Annotated in this window: 16 protein-coding genes; 6 read left to right on the top strand and 10 right to left on the bottom strand. The window is 43.0% G+C overall.

Annotated features, from left to right (window positions below):
• Positions 1–11 precede the first annotated feature (11 nt).
• The 9 genes from AC2JF8_RS05195 to AC2JF8_RS05155 all read right to left on the bottom strand — a co-directional run bounded on the left by AC2JF8_RS05195 (position 12) and on the right by AC2JF8_RS05155 (position 7,550).
• Positions 12–425: a PTS sugar transporter subunit IIA gene (locus AC2JF8_RS05195; RefSeq protein ID WP_500761689.1), complete on the bottom strand. Its 414-nt coding sequence runs from the start codon at positions 423–425 to the stop codon at positions 12–14.
• Complete coding sequence (locus tag AC2JF8_RS05190) at positions 409–1,866, bottom strand: BglG family transcription antiterminator (protein ID WP_500761687.1); 1,458 nt, start codon at positions 1,864–1,866, stop codon at positions 409–411. The genes AC2JF8_RS05195 and AC2JF8_RS05190 overlap by 17 nt, the downstream gene beginning before the upstream one ends.
• 270 nt (positions 1,867–2,136) lie before the next feature.
• Positions 2,137–2,949 carry a phosphonate ABC transporter, permease protein PhnE gene (gene phnE, locus AC2JF8_RS05185; protein WP_500761685.1) on the bottom strand — a complete coding sequence of 271 codons (813 nt, stop codon included), beginning with the start codon at positions 2,947–2,949 and terminating at the stop codon, positions 2,137–2,139.
• Complete coding sequence (phnE, locus tag AC2JF8_RS05180) at positions 2,949–3,752, bottom strand: phosphonate ABC transporter, permease protein PhnE (RefSeq protein ID WP_500761683.1); 804 nt, start codon at positions 3,750–3,752, stop codon at positions 2,949–2,951. Before phnE (AC2JF8_RS05180) ends, phnE (AC2JF8_RS05185) begins: the two co-directional genes overlap by 1 nt.
• Positions 3,745–4,518: a phosphonate ABC transporter ATP-binding protein gene (gene phnC, locus AC2JF8_RS05175; protein ID WP_500761681.1), complete on the bottom strand. Its 774-nt coding sequence runs from the start codon at positions 4,516–4,518 to the stop codon at positions 3,745–3,747. The genes phnE (AC2JF8_RS05180) and phnC overlap by 8 nt, the downstream gene beginning before the upstream one ends.
• A 19-nt stretch (positions 4,519–4,537) precedes the next feature.
• A complete protein-coding gene (locus tag AC2JF8_RS05170; protein WP_500761782.1) occupies positions 4,538–5,464 on the bottom strand; it encodes a phosphate/phosphite/phosphonate ABC transporter substrate-binding protein in 927 nt (308 codons plus the stop codon).
• A 28-nt stretch (positions 5,465–5,492) separates the two neighbouring features.
• A complete protein-coding gene (locus AC2JF8_RS05165) occupies positions 5,493–5,639 on the bottom strand; it encodes a hypothetical protein (RefSeq protein ID WP_500761679.1) in 147 nt (48 codons plus the stop codon).
• A 140-nt stretch (positions 5,640–5,779) separates the two neighbouring features.
• Positions 5,780–6,715, bottom strand: coding sequence for a phosphate/phosphite/phosphonate ABC transporter substrate-binding protein (locus AC2JF8_RS05160; protein WP_500761677.1), 936 nt, complete (start codon positions 6,713–6,715; stop codon positions 5,780–5,782).
• 367 nt (positions 6,716–7,082) lie between these two features.
• On the bottom strand, positions 7,083–7,550 hold the full coding sequence (locus AC2JF8_RS05155) for a universal stress protein (RefSeq protein WP_500761675.1): 468 nt from the start codon (positions 7,548–7,550) through the stop codon (positions 7,083–7,085).
• 150 nt (positions 7,551–7,700) lie between these two features.
• On the opposite strand from AC2JF8_RS05155, the gene AC2JF8_RS05150 reads away from it, so the two are divergent.
• The 5 genes from AC2JF8_RS05150 (at position 7,701) to AC2JF8_RS05130 (ending at position 11,538) form a co-directional block, all read left to right on the top strand.
• On the top strand, positions 7,701–8,501 hold the full coding sequence (locus AC2JF8_RS05150) for a tyrosine-protein phosphatase (RefSeq protein ID WP_500761673.1): 801 nt from the start codon (positions 7,701–7,703) through the stop codon (positions 8,499–8,501).
• A 15-nt stretch (positions 8,502–8,516) separates the two neighbouring features.
• Positions 8,517–8,993 carry a nucleoside 2-deoxyribosyltransferase gene (locus AC2JF8_RS05145; RefSeq protein ID WP_500761671.1) on the top strand — a complete coding sequence of 159 codons (477 nt, stop codon included), beginning with the start codon at positions 8,517–8,519 and terminating at the stop codon, positions 8,991–8,993.
• 191 nt (positions 8,994–9,184) lie between these two features.
• On the top strand, positions 9,185–10,111 hold the full coding sequence (locus tag AC2JF8_RS05140) for an ABC transporter ATP-binding protein (protein ID WP_500761669.1): 927 nt from the start codon (positions 9,185–9,187) through the stop codon (positions 10,109–10,111).
• The gene (locus AC2JF8_RS05135; protein WP_500761667.1) at positions 10,101–10,874 is read left to right on the top strand and encodes an ABC transporter permease; all 774 of its coding nucleotides are present in this window, start codon (positions 10,101–10,103) and stop codon (positions 10,872–10,874) included. Before AC2JF8_RS05140 ends, AC2JF8_RS05135 begins: the two co-directional genes overlap by 11 nt.
• A gap of 1 nt (position 10,875) precedes the next feature.
• Positions 10,876–11,538 carry a TetR/AcrR family transcriptional regulator gene (locus tag AC2JF8_RS05130; RefSeq protein ID WP_500761665.1) on the top strand — a complete coding sequence of 221 codons (663 nt, stop codon included), beginning with the start codon at positions 10,876–10,878 and terminating at the stop codon, positions 11,536–11,538.
• A gap of 70 nt (positions 11,539–11,608) precedes the next feature.
• Here AC2JF8_RS05130 and AC2JF8_RS05125 read toward each other — a convergent pair whose 3' ends face one another.
• Entirely contained in the window at positions 11,609–12,193 is a 585-nt protein-coding gene (locus AC2JF8_RS05125) for a TetR/AcrR family transcriptional regulator (RefSeq protein WP_500761663.1), read from the bottom strand.
• 163 nt (positions 12,194–12,356) lie between these two features.
• On the opposite strand from AC2JF8_RS05125, the gene AC2JF8_RS05120 reads away from it, so the two are divergent.
• Complete coding sequence (locus AC2JF8_RS05120; protein ID WP_500761780.1) at positions 12,357–14,198, top strand: MFS transporter; 1,842 nt, start codon at positions 12,357–12,359, stop codon at positions 14,196–14,198.
• The last annotated feature ends 58 nt before the right edge of the window (positions 14,199–14,256 follow it).

Here is a 14,256-nt window from a genome sequence, read left to right as displayed (position 1 = left end):
AATTACCTTCCTTACAAGAATTGATAGACCTCATTTTTCTTGGCGCCATTCATAATCTCCTTCGGTTCACATTCATAAAACTTTGAAAAGGCCTTAAACTGCTGATTGGCATGGTCAGGATTTACGCAGATAATCATCACCTTATTTATTTGATATATTTTTTTACTATACAGTGATTCCCATTTCCTCAAATCAGGTAGAAATAAGTACATACCAAAAGCTTGCTTTACTTTGTGCCCGTTTACATGGAGTACAATGGTCTTTTTACCAATATATGTGTCACCTATTTTTTCACGGTTAATTATTTTGCTTTTAATGTACCCAGGTAACAGGTATGGTGCCTTTTTTCTGATATATATTTCGGCAAGTTTCAGAATAGTAACGTCTTGTGCGGTAATAGCATAAAACTCACTTATAGATTGCATCTTTGATTTTCTCCTTATCCTGCTTACTGAGTATGGCACTTACCAACACATACTTATTTGACATACTTTTAGGTAACTCAACCGTTGAAATTATCAAATCTGTTTTTGCACTGCTATTTTTGTACAGTTGTTCATCAAGTGAAGAAAGAACTTTATCAACGACGATGTTCCTAAATTCTTTTTGAATTTTTAGTTTTAGCAGTTCAGACGTTCCTACTCCGCTTGCGCAGACAACCCAAACGTGATATTTCTTGGTGATTTCCTCAATATTTTTTTCAAAATACAATGTGATAAATCCTATTTCATTTTCAGAAAGAGGCAGGATTTTCATCTGCTGACACAATCCTCTGCTTTCTTGCACAATAATCTTGAATAGGTATTTATACTCGGCTTTGATATCAGCCAAAAGTTCATTTTCTACTGAAATATTATTTTCAATACGATTCATCATTGGGCCAATGTGGCTGATTAGTTCCTTCTTAAGCACTTGTTCATCAATATCAGCACTGATTTTCCTATTAACGTTTTTAATCAGCTTGGTTGTAAACATTTCCACTTTTTGCGAATATAAAAATTTAGGATCCTGGTAAAACTGTTCGCCGATAAACCTAGAAGAAAGTAAGTATTTAAACAGATAATTGATTTCAAATTTAGAAATGTCTTTGACGATAAATTTCTCAACGTTTTCGATTACAATCTCAGCTATTCGGTATAAATCATGATTTTGTGCTATTTCATTACTTGAGACATAAACCTTATTACTATAATTTTGGTCCATTTGCTTTCTAGATCTTTGAATTAATATATAAATATGTGAACATATATTTATATCGTACGGATATGGTATCTGTGTCCTACTCAGCTGTTCAATAATATTTATTTGTTCCTGTATGAAAGCTAAGTCAATTTCATTAATGCCATCTATTAGCACACGCTTATTCTTTTCTTTGCGCCAATGTAAAAGTGAATTAATTTTTTCGCGAATATCATCTTCTTTTCCTATAACAGATATCTTCTTGTTCTTTTGAAGCAACTTTAAATTTGAACTAAGCAAAGTCTTTTTTATTTTTATTAGATCAGCATTTATCGTCGACTCACTGATGTAATCATTTTTAAATAGATTGTATATATGCATTGGCTGAGGAGAATTAAACAATAGCTTCAGAATTACGGCTTTTCTACGTGCTTGTGGGCTTTTCTCGCCAGAAAAGAACGATTTTCGGTCATCCTTTTTTAAATTAGTATTCTTTACTAGAACGTAACCCTTGCCCTTAGCCGACCTAATTATCGGTTTAGCCTCTTTTTTATTAATACTATCAACATGACGATAAACAGTCTTAACAGATACGTTGAACATGGCAGCAATCTGAGCAGCACTAGTATACGTGGCCTGGTTACTCAAAAAATTTAGTAGTTCATTATTGCTTAACCTATTTTTCAACCAAACACCTCCTTTTCTTATTCACATTTTATTTCTATTTTTGCGTTCAAAAATTATTTAGATGTCCACTTTAACGGACATCTAAATAAAACGCTTTCAATTATAAAGAATAATGCTTATAACGGCATTTAAAAACACAAACACGTTAAATTAGTAAAACCAACTAAAATATTACGGCAACAAAAAAGACGTAATAACAAACTCCACTGAGTTTTGTTCTTACGTCTTTATTTTTAAGTCAATTTATAAGTACCAGGTTGGTCTTTGCGCTTAGACCAGCTTCTTGCGAATCCAGCCTGAGATCCAGTCGATGATGATTACCATAACGATAATCCCGAGCAGGATAATCCCGACCCGGTTCCACTGCCGGTACTGCAGCGCAATAATCAACGGGTAGCCGATGCCACCGGCACCAACCAACCCTAGGATTGAAGCCGACCGAATCGAAACGTCAAACCGGTACAGCGTGTTGGAAATGAGCGCGGGCATCAAGTTAGGCAAGGTTGCAAACATGATAATGTTTGTTTTGGAACCGCCAATGGCCGTAACGGCCTCGTTCGGTCCGTCGTCCAGATTCTCAATCGCCTCGGAGAACAGCTTGGCAAGCATCCCGACCGAGTGGAAGCCCAGTGCCAAGACACCAGCCGCCGAGCCGGGACCGACCGCCTTGATGAACATCAGGGCGAGCACAATTTCCGGAAACGAGCGGATAATGGCCAGCACAACCTTGCCCGTCCGGGACACGTACCAGTGCTTGTGCTTGGTGTGTGCGGCCCAGAAGGCAAACGGCAGCGAGATGATTGCTGAGATAAACGTGCCTAAAAAGGCGATGCAGACGGTTTCCCATAGCTGCGACAGCAGGTCTTCCCCCGTCCCGTTATAAACGTAGGACCAATCCGGGTGGAAGATTCCGGCAAAGATGGCACCGGCAATCTGGGCCGCTGATTCCTTGATCCCGCCAAAATCGATTCCGGTACATGACCACACAACCAGTGCAACCGTGACTACCGCCAGTGTCCAGTGCAGCACCCGCTTTTTCATGTCGACCGGTTTCGGAGGCAATTTTTGCATAGTATTATCCATTATTCCATCAACGCCTCCCTCGATTTAGACGAAACGTAGTCGATCAGGACCACAACCAAAATAATAACGATGATGATTGTGCCCGTCTTGCCGTAATCAAAGACTTGCAGCGTCTGCTGCAGGTACAGGCCGATACCACCGGCCCCAATGTAGCCCAGGACCGTGGAAGCCCGCACGTTTATTTCAAAGGCATACAGGCAATAAGAAATAAAGTAGGTAATAACCTGGGGCAAAACCGCAAAGAAAATGATCTGCAGCTTGCCCGCACCAACGGCAGTCAGTGCCTCAATCGGGCCCGGATCAATCGTCTCGATTGCTTCGTAAAAGAGTTTGACGACTATCCCAAACGTGGTGATGGCCAAGGCCAGGATACCGGCAACGGGTCCGATGCCGACAATCGCAACGAAGATTGCACCGAGCAGCAGATCGGGAACCGTCCGAATGATGTTCATGATTACCCGCAAGATCCCGGTCACGGCCTTATTCTTCACAATGTTGCGTGCAATCAGCAGCGCGTAGATGAAGGCCAGCGCCGAACCGATCACGGTGCCCAAAATCGCCATCTTGATGGTCTCGAGCAGAAGCGGAACGACCGTACTCAGGTACGTCCAGTCCGGGTGCAGCATCTGCACAAAAATATCCGTAAACTGACCAAAGTTGGCGAAGAATGCGCCCAAGCTGGTCTTGGTTTCGGCGGTTGAAACGAACAGTCCGCCAATGAAGATGATGAGCCAGAGCAGATTCAAAAAGTTGAACTTTTTCTTCGGCATCGTCACCAGTTTTTCCCGGTTGGTGTTACTCATCTTGCTCACCACCGCTATAAATCTGCTTGAAGGTCGAGTCCGGCGTTGCGCTCATCTTGCCGTCGTAAATGATCTCACCGTCACGGACGCCAATCACGCGCTTGCCGAATTCACGGGCCAGCTGCACGCTGTGGAGGTTGATGACAACGGTCATGCCATGCTTCTCGTTGAGCATCTTGAGGTCGCTCATCACCCGGCGCGACGTCTGCGGGTCAAGCGAAGCGGTCGGCTCATCGGCCAGGATAATGTCCGGATTTTGCGTCAAAACACGCGCAATCGCCACCCGCTGCTGCTGACCGCCGGACAATTCATCGGCGCGCGCATAGACCTTGTCGGCGAGGTCAACCTGCTGCAAGGCGGCGTAGGCCCGCTGCTTATCCTCTTTGGTAAAAAGGTTCAGGCTGCTCTTCCACGTTGGGTAGTAGCCGACACGCCCGGTTAAAACGTTGCGCAATACGCTCGAGCGCTTAACCAGGTTGAAGCTCTGGAAGATCATTCCGATGTGGCGGCGCAATGTCCGCAGCTTTTTGCCCTTGGCCTTGGTGATCGACTCGCCGTTAATCAGGATGTCACCGGTGGTAATATCAATCAGCCGGTTGACCGAGCGCAGAAGGGTTGACTTGCCGGCACCAGACAAACCAACAATAACGACAAATTCACCCCTATTGATAGTTAGATTGACGTCTTTTAACCCAACAACGTCTTTACCGTAAACTTTCTTAACGTTTTTTAATTCAATTATTGGCCTAATTGAAGAATCTGCCATTATAAACTTCCTTTATATTTTATTTTTTCGTTGATTCGATAATCTTTTCGTACTTGCGAACGACGTTGAAGTCGCTGTCCGTGGTCGTAACGTAACCCTCGTGGGTGTAGATGCTTTCGATAACCTTCTTGCCCTTCTTGGACTTGCCAATTGAGATGAAGGCATTGGCCAGCTTCTTGCGGAATGACTTGGACATCGACGGCACAACCGAAATCGTGTCGTTCGGGATCGGTCTCGTGAAGTAGATCGGCACAACTTGCGTCATGATCTTCGGGTTGTCCTGCTTGACGGTATTGCGCGCATCCTCAAAGGTAAAGGCGGCATCAGTATCGCCGTTCAATACGTTCAGAACCGCCTGGTCCTGACCCGTAACGGTCACCAGCTTGCAGCTCTTCGGCACGTCGAGGCCCTTTTCCTTTAATTCCGCAATTGGGAAAACGTAACCGGCGGAAGAGGTCGGACTCTGGATTGAAATCGACTTGCCCTTCAGATCCTTCCACGACTTGATCTTAGAACCCTTCTTGACCAAAATCTCGGCCCGGTAGGTGTTGACTAAGCTGTTAGTCGCACGGCCCCCCGGCTGCTTAACGCCATAGCGTTGTGCCTGCAGCAGAACATCAGCTGCCCCCTGCTTGTGGGCCAACACGTAGCCGTTAGGCGGCAAAAAGCCAACGTCGACTTTTTTAGACTTCATGGCCTCAACCACGGTGTTGTAGTCGGTTGACATGGAAACATGCACCGGAATGCCCAAGCGGTCGGAAAGCATCTTTTCCAGCGGCTTAGCACGGGACTCCAATTTGGTTGCAGCCTGGCTAGGTACAAATTGAACGTTTAAAGACTTGGGCGTACCACTATTTGCGGTTTTGCCCTTATTCGAGCAAGCAGTTGCCATAGCGGCGACCAACAAAATAGCGGCACCGGCTAATATTTTTCTAAATTTTTTCATCATGCCCTCCCAGACATTAAAAAAGACTTTAGATGGAAACACAAACGTGAATCATCTCAAGCCTTTTAACAACATTTTTGATTAAAAAACGAACAATACTGCTAATTTGTGGGGAACGAAGAGCTTCTTTTGCAAAGATGACAATGAACGCTTCAAATCGCTCAATTTTCCACATAGCCTTTACTCCCCCTCAAAATCTGCATTATTCTATCAAATGATAGCAGAAATATTTTGTTTAGCAAAGTGAATTAGCCAGAAAAGTTGTTTTTGGGCCAAGAAAGTATGATTGGTACGGCTCAATTCCAGCTGGATACGTTATTTTTGAATTGACCTAGCAATTTTGTTGTACTGCCGGATGATGTTGTAGTCGCTATCCTTGGCGTGCACGTAGCCTTCGTGATTGTAAACCCGCTCAATCACCTTCTTGCCCTCTTTCGACTTGCCGATGGCGATAAAGGCCCGGGCCAGCTTGGCGCGAAATGACTTGGACATCGACGGCACCACCGAAATGGTATCGTTCGGAATCCGCTTCGTGAAGTAGATTGGCACCACCTTGTTCATGATGCCCGGCACATCCTTCTTCACGTCGTTGCGCGCGTCTTCATAAGTAAAGGCGGCATCGGTGTCGCCGTTTAAGACGTTCAAAACGGCCTGGTCGGCACCCTTCACGGTAACAAGCCGGCAGCTCTTCGGCACGTTCAGGCCCCTTTGCTTCAGTTCAGCGACCGGAAAGACGTAGCCCGAGTCCGAGGTAATATCGTTGATCGATATGGACTTGCCCCGCAAATCCTTCCACGACTTGATCTTGGACCCCTTCTTGACGAGGATCTGTCCCCGGTAAGAACTGACCAGCTGACCGGTACGCCGGCCGCCCGGCTGCTTGATGAGGTAACGGACCGATTTTAACAACAAGTCGGCTGCGCCCTGCTTATGGGCCATAATGTAAGCGTCTGACGGCAAGAAGCCAACATCCACTTGCTTGGACTTCATGGCCTCGACCATGCCGTTGTAGTCGGTTGACATGGAAACGTGGACCGGAATACCAAGGCGCTTAGACAGTAGCTTCTCCATTGGTTTGGCCCGGGCTTCCAGCTTATTGGCGCCCACGCTGGGAACAAACTGGACCCTGAGCTCCTTGGGCGTGCCCGAACCGGCGCCCGCCTTTTTATCCGCACCACTTGCACAGGCCGTGGTCCCAGCCGTGACTAACAGTATAACTACCCCCAGTAAAAACTTCTTGATTTTACTCATTTGTCCTTTGTACTCCTCCTGCAACTTATTTTTGCGCCTGATAAATATCAGCAGTGCGCACGTGAACGGGTAGCCAAGCAGCAGGGCCAGCAGATGCGAAGTTCATTTGCCTTTGCCCGTGCTCGTGGCGCCCATACGCGCATGACGTTCTTTACAAATGAATAATACCATAATTATTCGTATTATTAAATGATATTTGCGAAATATTTCAATTAAAAACATTATTTTTCACAATAAACACGAACAATTGTGCAAAAGCGTATTGTTAGCAAGGACTTGACCCTGAGACCATAGAAAAAGCACGCAAATACATGCGTGCTTAAAATATCCCCGGCCATCCCGGCGGGATTTGAGGTTAACTTGCGCCTTACTTGAGCGGCTTGTTGTTAATATCCGTTCTAATAATCAAGACGTCGGCCAGCGCGTGCTGGTTGACGTACTCCGTTACCGAGCCCATCAGCATTCTCTCAACCGCGTTCAAACCGGTGGCGCCCATGATAATCAAATTATTCTGGTGGTCCTTGATGAAATCAGACGAAATAATGGCCTTCGGGCTGCCATAGCGAATGTGATAATCAATATCATCAAAATCAAAATTGTCGTGAGCCCAGGACTTCAAACTCTTTAAGTACTTTTCCGCATCTTCCGTCATCTGGTAGACCGTATCGCCGGTAATTAGCGTGTCCTGCATTTCACCCAAAAATTGTCTCGTATCAATCACATTTAATAGATCAATATGGGCCTTTTCCGTCATTGCAATTTTAACGGCTTTATCAAACGACCTTTCAGCTGCTTCGGAGCCATCAACCGGGACTAAAATTTTATCTTTTTCCATAATTATTCCTCATTACTTAAAAAACAGGTCACTGTTTATGTTTATTTATCATCATTGTACCACCAGTTACTTTCTTTAATAATTGTTTGAAGATTAATTTATTGCTAAAATGGTCTTTAAAAGTCAAAGGGCAAAAAGGTGGGAAAATTAATGAGCCAAAAACTAACCAATCAATTAATCGGAATAAAGAGCGGCCGCAATTTTCGGGAATTAGGCGGCTATCATACTACGGATGGCAGAACGATCAAGATGCACAAACTGCTCCGGACAGCCAACCTGGCGACACTGAACGAGACGGACCTGAAGTTTTTACGTGATTACGGCGTGAAGTACATCGTTGACTTCAGAAGCACGGCCGAGGTCAAGCACGAGCCCGACCGCATCCCGGACGGTGCCGTTTATAACTTCGACCCCGTTTTCAGCGAGGACCTGACCAATGCGTCTAAGGGCATCGAGGAAATTATCAGCGCGAAGGAACACGACCCCAAGGCCGGCTACAAGCACATGTTCATCGCCTACGACGACATGATCAACAGCACAGCGGCGCAGAACGCTTACCGGCGCTTTTTTGACACCCTGCTGGCCAACAATGCGGACAACAAGAGCGTAATCTTCCACTGCACCGCCGGCAAGGACCGTACCGGCGTGGCCGCGCTGCTGGTGCTGAGCGTGCTGGGCGTGCCCCTTGAAACAATCAAAGAGGACTATTTGCTGACCAACACTACCACTGCGGATTTTGTCAACAATTTTTTGACCAAGGCTAAAGCCGAAGGGGCAAACGACACCACGCTGAGCATCCTGCACGACTTGCAGACCGTCTACCCGGAGTACCTCGAGCACGTGATTGCCACAATTAATAAAAATTATGGCAGCATTGACAACTACTTACGTGATATCATGAAGTTGACTGATGAAGAAATCAGTTCTTTGCGTGCAATTTATCTTGATTAACAAAAGGAGCAATTAATGAGCAAGACAAAGACCGTTTATTTTGGCGCTGGTTGGTTCAATGACAAGCAAAACAAGGCCTACAAGGCTGCAATGAAGGCCCTAGAGGAAAACTCCACCATTGACCTTGAGAACAGCTACATTCCTCTGGACAACCAGTACAAGGGCATCGACGTCGGCAAGCATCCTGAGTACCTGCACGACCGTGAGTGGGCAACGGCGACCTACCGCGGCGACCTGGTAGGAATCAAGTCCAGCGACATCATGATCGGCGTTTACCTGCCGGAAGAAGAAGACGTGGGGCTCGGCATGGAACTGGGCTATGCCATGTCCCAGGGCAAGTACATTCTCCTGGTCATCCCCGATGAAGATTACGGCAAGCCCGTCAACCTGATGAGCTGGGGCGTCTGCGACAATGCCATCAAGATCAGTGAGCTCAAGGATTTCAACTTCAACCAGCCGAAGTTCAACTTCTACGACGGCGCCGTATATTAAGTTGCTTTGATACTTACCTATAAGAAGCTTTAATCAATTAAGCGTCTCACCTACTGAGGCGCTTTTTTTATTGATTTTCATTTATAACATATAGCTGCTATGAAAGTATTTGTAAATCAATGTTGCATTTTCGCCTTCTTTAGTTTACAGTGTTAACTATGTTTTAGTCGTTAACTAATAAGAGGTATTTTATGCAGGAAGCAATAAAACTTAGCAGTATTTGCAAGAACTACAATAATCAACATATTTTGCAAAATATAAATTTAAACATTTACCCCGGTGAATTAATTGGTTTGCTGGGAGCAAATGGGGCCGGAAAATCAACGTTAATAAAAATTATGACCGGATTGATTCAACCGGATTATGGGTCTGTTCAAATTTTTGGACAAAATCTAAATAAGAATAAATACCATATTAAAAAATATTTGGGTCTAGCCCCGCAAGAACTGGGTATTTATCCCCAGCTGACCGTTAAGCAAAATTTACAAAATTTCGGAGCAATAAATGGTCTAACTTTACGTCAAAACAAGAGGAAATATCAGGAAGTCTGTGCAATATTTGATCTCAACGACATTGCCAATCAAACGGCTGAAAACCTAAGTGGTGGTCAAAAACGTAGGCTGCATTCGGCAATCGCGTTAATGAATAATGCCAAGATTGTTTTTTTGGATGAACCAACAGTAGGAGCAGATGTATCATCACGAAATAAAATTATTCAGGCGTTACAAAAATTAACTAAACGTGGCATAACAATTATCTACACAACTCATTATTTACAAGAAATGGAACTGCTTAACGCCAAGATTGTTTTTTTGAACAAAGGAACAATTCAGGCAGCCGGCGACTTGGATACAATAATCAACAAGTATGCTCATCCGGTCATTGAACTTTATTTTTCCAAAAAAGTCCCCCTTATTCCAAATTGGACGATGGAAAATGACCATTTGAAATCCGCTAAACTTACGAGCAACGAAGAAAAAATCGCACTATTGCAGCAGGTATTTGCCACCCCCCAAGTCAGGGATGCGCAAATAAGCCAGATAAAAATTGTTAAAGCAGACCTAGAATCTGCTTATCACACCATGATAAAATATGAAGGTATTACAAATGCAAATTAAACAAATTATTTCAGTGGTAAAGTTAAATGGTCTTTTGCAGTTAGCTGAACCAATTGTTCAAATTATTATGATTTTAGTACCGCTTATCATGGCACCGTTTATGATACCAGGGGCCAAAACGCAACTTTTTGCGCAAGGTTACTTGCATGCCAATGGTAGTGAACAAGTCGTTCCCGGATTAGCGGTACTTTTTTCATTCCTGTCTGTTCAATTTGTCATCCAAATGTTTTTTGATGAAACTACCTGGAACACCTGGGACAGGTTACAAGTATCTGCCACATCTTTAACAGACATTATTATTGGTAAGGCAATAGTCGCCTATTTTGTGCAATTGGTACAATTGACTACCGTTTTGCTAATAAGCAGTTGGGTATTCAATTTCCATCCTAACGGAAGTTTGTCTGCTTTAATTGCAATAATTTTATCCTTTGCCTTGACGTTGACCTTTATGGGTATTGCATTAACTAGTTGGGTAAAGTCCGCAAACATAGCCCTGTCGCTATCAAATCTACTCGGCATATTAATGGCAGGATGGGCTGGCTCATTATCTCCAATAAGCAGTTTTCCACATTGGGCGCGTACATTGGCTAAGGTTGATCCAGCATACTGGGCACTAGCAGCATTCAAAAAAACCGTACTTAACCATGGCAATTTTAATAGTATTTCAAATAATCTGGTAGTTATTTGGTGCTGTACTTTACTCTTTTGTTTTTTGGCATTTACTGGTTTTCATCATCATTCTTTGAATAAGGGAAATAACTAATATGCATATTGATAAACCCACGAGGGAAACACTAAGCAAAGCCTATATTTTACAAGAAACACTTATTTTAATTGATCAAGAAGGCGTCAATAAATTTTCAATGCGTAAATTGGGTAAAAAAATGAATGTTTCCCCCACGGCGGTTTACCGCTATTTTCCCAATCAAGGGGCACTCTTTGATGGAATCGTCGAATTGGTTTGGCAAAAGGTTGCAGATATAGCAGTTAAAGACTCTGGTAACTGGCAAAAGCAGTTATTTCAAATAATGGCCCAATTACGGAGCATTTTACTGGAACACCCACACGTTTTGCCCTTAATTTCAACCCACCCAATGGTTACTGAGTCAGAGTTTACGTTAGTTGAAAAAATTCTGGCTATCTTGAAAAAAAACGATTTTCCGATGGAAGCAACAACAGTTTTTCTAATCAATACCCTGACGGTCTACACAATTGGCTTTGTTTGGGCAGAAGCAGTTGACCCCGACGATGGGGGCATACCCGACCCAGACCTAATGCAAAAGTTAACCAGTAAGTCACCGCTACTAAGTGATTTTTTGAAGGCAATTCAAAACGAAGAGTACACCAAAAAGCAGCAATTCAAGATGGGCCTTAATGCCATCTTAAAAGGCTGGGATTTCACTGCAAACGCCGGTCCAAAATCATAATGGCCAACTAAAGAGAATTAGCTTCCCTAGCAAACCGATGGGGTTGGAGTTAACTCTCTTTTTATCATGATTAGATTTTTTTAATACTAGCCCAGCTATGAACTAGTTGCTTCGCAGCACGTAGCAATAAAGCAATCAATTCTTCTGGTGGTTCAGGCTCGGCCTTCCCCAGCCAAATTCTTAATATATTAGTAAAGCCCCCCAGTTGAAAAGCCATCACGTAAGCAACTTCTGTCGGACTCCCCTTAATGTGCCACGGTGCAGCAAATTGCTTGTACCGGGGAACCGCCTTTTGCTGCCAAATTTCATTCAAATGATCAAATAGCCCTTGTTTAATTAATAATTGAATCAAATTCCTCTTTTCCCACCAGAATTCCAGAAAAATTTTAAAAGTTGTTTCTAACGTAATCTCACCAATTTGCGAATTCTGCTTCATAGCTTTTTCAAAATACTGATCAAACAACTTATCACACAAGTAGCTGATTACCTCTTCTTTATTTTTAAAATAGTGATAAAACGTTTTCCGAGATAAATCAGCAGTTTGAGCTATTTCAGTGATTGAGATGTCCTGAAAATTTTCTGTCTTCATCAACTCAATTAGTGCATTGCTCAGCCAATGCTTCGATTGTTCGACTATTCTTTGCTTGCCATTCATAGATTACCCCTTTTGTATAAACAGGTTACACTTTATAGCTATTTGTAGCACTTGGCTTTCAACGATTGTTTTACCAACTATTGATGATTATACTAAAAATCGCAGTCATCGGTAACAATTGTTACCGATATTTGCAAATACTATGAAAAGAGAAAAAATTGCTATGTCAAAAACAATTAAAATTATCAGTCTGGTTGGCTTAACAATTGCTATGTTTATGGGAACCCTAGATAGTACAATTGTTAATATTGCCTTGCCTGAAATCATGCATCACTTTAATGCTAGTCTTGCTGATACAAGCTGGATAACAACTGCCTATACTTTAGCCCTGGCTGTATTCATGATTACAGGCTCAAAGATTGCCGATTATTATGGCCGCAAAAAACTTATGTTAACGGGATTAATATTGTTTGGCGGATTTTCAGCTGCATGCATGCTGGCCACTTCGCTAACAGAATTAATTGCATTTCGCTTTTTTCAAGGACTTGGCGGAGCAATTATTACACCGATCGTTTTGCCGATGGGGATAGAAATCCTTGGTAAAGAAAACACCTCTAGGGTTGCTAGCATCGTTGGAGCAGTGACCGCCTTAGCTGCTGCCAGTGGACCAGCAGTAGGCGGGGCAATTGTGGAATATGCTTCTTGGCGCTGGATTTTTGGCATCAACGTGCCCTTGTCCATCGTTGCAATTTTAATTATTGCAATTTGGGTTAACGAGTCTAGGGATGAATCGCTATCAGGTAAAGTTGACTTACCGGGCACATTGCTTTTAACGTTAGGATTAGCCGGATTAACTTTTGGGCTGCTCGAAGGTCGTCAATATGGCTGGCATTCAAGCGTTATCTTAGGAGCTATCATCGGTGGTTTGCTTGCGCTTAGCTTATTTGTTTTTGCAGAAACAAAAAGCAAAAATCCGTTATTGGAATTAAACTTATTTAGAGAAAAAACGCTGACAGCTTCTAGCCTGGTCTATTTCTTAACTGGTTTTGCCTTAGTCAGCCCAACTTTAATCTTAAACTACTTTTTACAAAATGTTTTAAGCTACACGGCACTTCACGCAGCAATGATAATTATTCCGGTTTCATTAACAATTATGGTAGCAATGCCGTTAGGAACTAAGCTTTTTGATCGTATTGGTGCCATTCCTGTTACGCTAATTGGCCTGCTAATCATGGCAGCCAGTTCTTTATTGCTATCATTTATTACTACCTCTACAACTGAAAAAATTATGGTTAGTTTTTTGATTATCGAAGGCTTTGGCTTTGGCTTTTCTTCCGTGTCATTGGTTGCAGCCGTCAAACACTTACCCAAAAACAAGAGTGGAATTGGTTCAGGAATCGTTAATGCAGCGCGTCAGATTGGGACATGCCTAGGCGTTGCCATCTTAGTTACATTCCTTGATAGCAACGTCAACATCGCCAAGCACAACATTCACCAGAATGCTTCACAAATTATTGATGGGCAGCAACTTGCTCCACAAGTAAAACGGTCTGCTCACCAACAATTGAACAAAATATTCACAACTGCAGGTTCTTCTAAACCGTCAACTAAATTTGACCAAGACAATCTTAAAAAAGCAGTTAAAAAGGCAGCCCTATCCACTACTGGTTTGCCTTTACCCCAAAAAGATACCAACCTTTATAAAATATATCAGGCAGAAAAGAAACTTTCTTTAGCTACTCTAAAAGTTAGACAAGACAATCAGCAGCTAACTTTAACTTTAAACAAAGTTGGCAATGCCAACCCTGCTCTTGCAAAAATGGCAGCTGCTGCCAATAAAATTACGGTAGGCAATACCAAAATTAGTTATGGGCAAAATAAGCTCTTAAGTGGAATCAAGCAACTTGCACAAAAAGAGGTTCTAATTAATGCCATTAAGAAAATTAATCATGATAAAAATCGCCAAATCAGTCATGCCTTTAGCCAAACTTATTTATTAGGCGCCGTTGTAATTCTAATATTATCCCCAATTGCTCTTTTCACTGATCGAAGAATTCACGAGTAACACTATTAAAAATTAAGTTTACCGCAATTTTCACACCGTCAGCGCAACCAAAAAATCG

The sequence above is a fragment of the Lactobacillus sp. CA30L genome, from assembly GCF_059900845.1.
This window is presented reverse-complemented; position numbering and strand designations above follow the sequence as displayed.

Bases quoted from the DNA above. Each gene is read 5' to 3' on its own strand.
- AC2JF8_RS05195 (WP_500761689.1), bottom strand. From the start codon at position 425: ATGCAATCTATAAGTGAGTTTTATGCTATTACCGCACAAGACGTTACT.
- phnE (WP_500761685.1), bottom strand. From the start codon at position 2,949: ATGGATAATACTATGCAAAAATTGCCTCCGAAACCGGTCGACATGAAA.
- phnE (WP_500761683.1), bottom strand. From the start codon at position 3,752: ATGAGTAACACCAACCGGGAAAAACTGGTGACGATGCCGAAGAAAAAG.
- phnC (WP_500761681.1), bottom strand. From the start codon at position 4,518: ATGGCAGATTCTTCAATTAGGCCAATAATTGAATTAAAAAACGTTAAG.
- AC2JF8_RS05170 (WP_500761782.1), bottom strand. From the start codon at position 5,464: ATGAAAAAATTTAGAAAAATATTAGCCGGTGCCGCTATTTTGTTGGTC.
- AC2JF8_RS05165 (WP_500761679.1), bottom strand. From the start codon at position 5,639: ATGTGGAAAATTGAGCGATTTGAAGCGTTCATTGTCATCTTTGCAAAA.
- AC2JF8_RS05160 (WP_500761677.1), bottom strand. From the start codon at position 6,715: ATGAGTAAAATCAAGAAGTTTTTACTGGGGGTAGTTATACTGTTAGTC.
- AC2JF8_RS05155 (WP_500761675.1), bottom strand. From the start codon at position 7,550: ATGGAAAAAGATAAAATTTTAGTCCCGGTTGATGGCTCCGAAGCAGCT.
- AC2JF8_RS05150 (WP_500761673.1), top strand. From the start codon at position 7,701: ATGAGCCAAAAACTAACCAATCAATTAATCGGAATAAAGAGCGGCCGC.
- AC2JF8_RS05145 (WP_500761671.1), top strand. From the start codon at position 8,517: ATGAGCAAGACAAAGACCGTTTATTTTGGCGCTGGTTGGTTCAATGAC.
- AC2JF8_RS05140 (WP_500761669.1), top strand. From the start codon at position 9,185: ATGCAGGAAGCAATAAAACTTAGCAGTATTTGCAAGAACTACAATAAT.
- AC2JF8_RS05135 (WP_500761667.1), top strand. From the start codon at position 10,101: ATGCAAATTAAACAAATTATTTCAGTGGTAAAGTTAAATGGTCTTTTG.
- AC2JF8_RS05130 (WP_500761665.1), top strand. From the start codon at position 10,876: ATGCATATTGATAAACCCACGAGGGAAACACTAAGCAAAGCCTATATT.
- AC2JF8_RS05125 (WP_500761663.1), bottom strand. From the start codon at position 12,193: ATGAATGGCAAGCAAAGAATAGTCGAACAATCGAAGCATTGGCTGAGC.
- AC2JF8_RS05120 (WP_500761780.1), top strand. From the start codon at position 12,357: ATGTCAAAAACAATTAAAATTATCAGTCTGGTTGGCTTAACAATTGCT.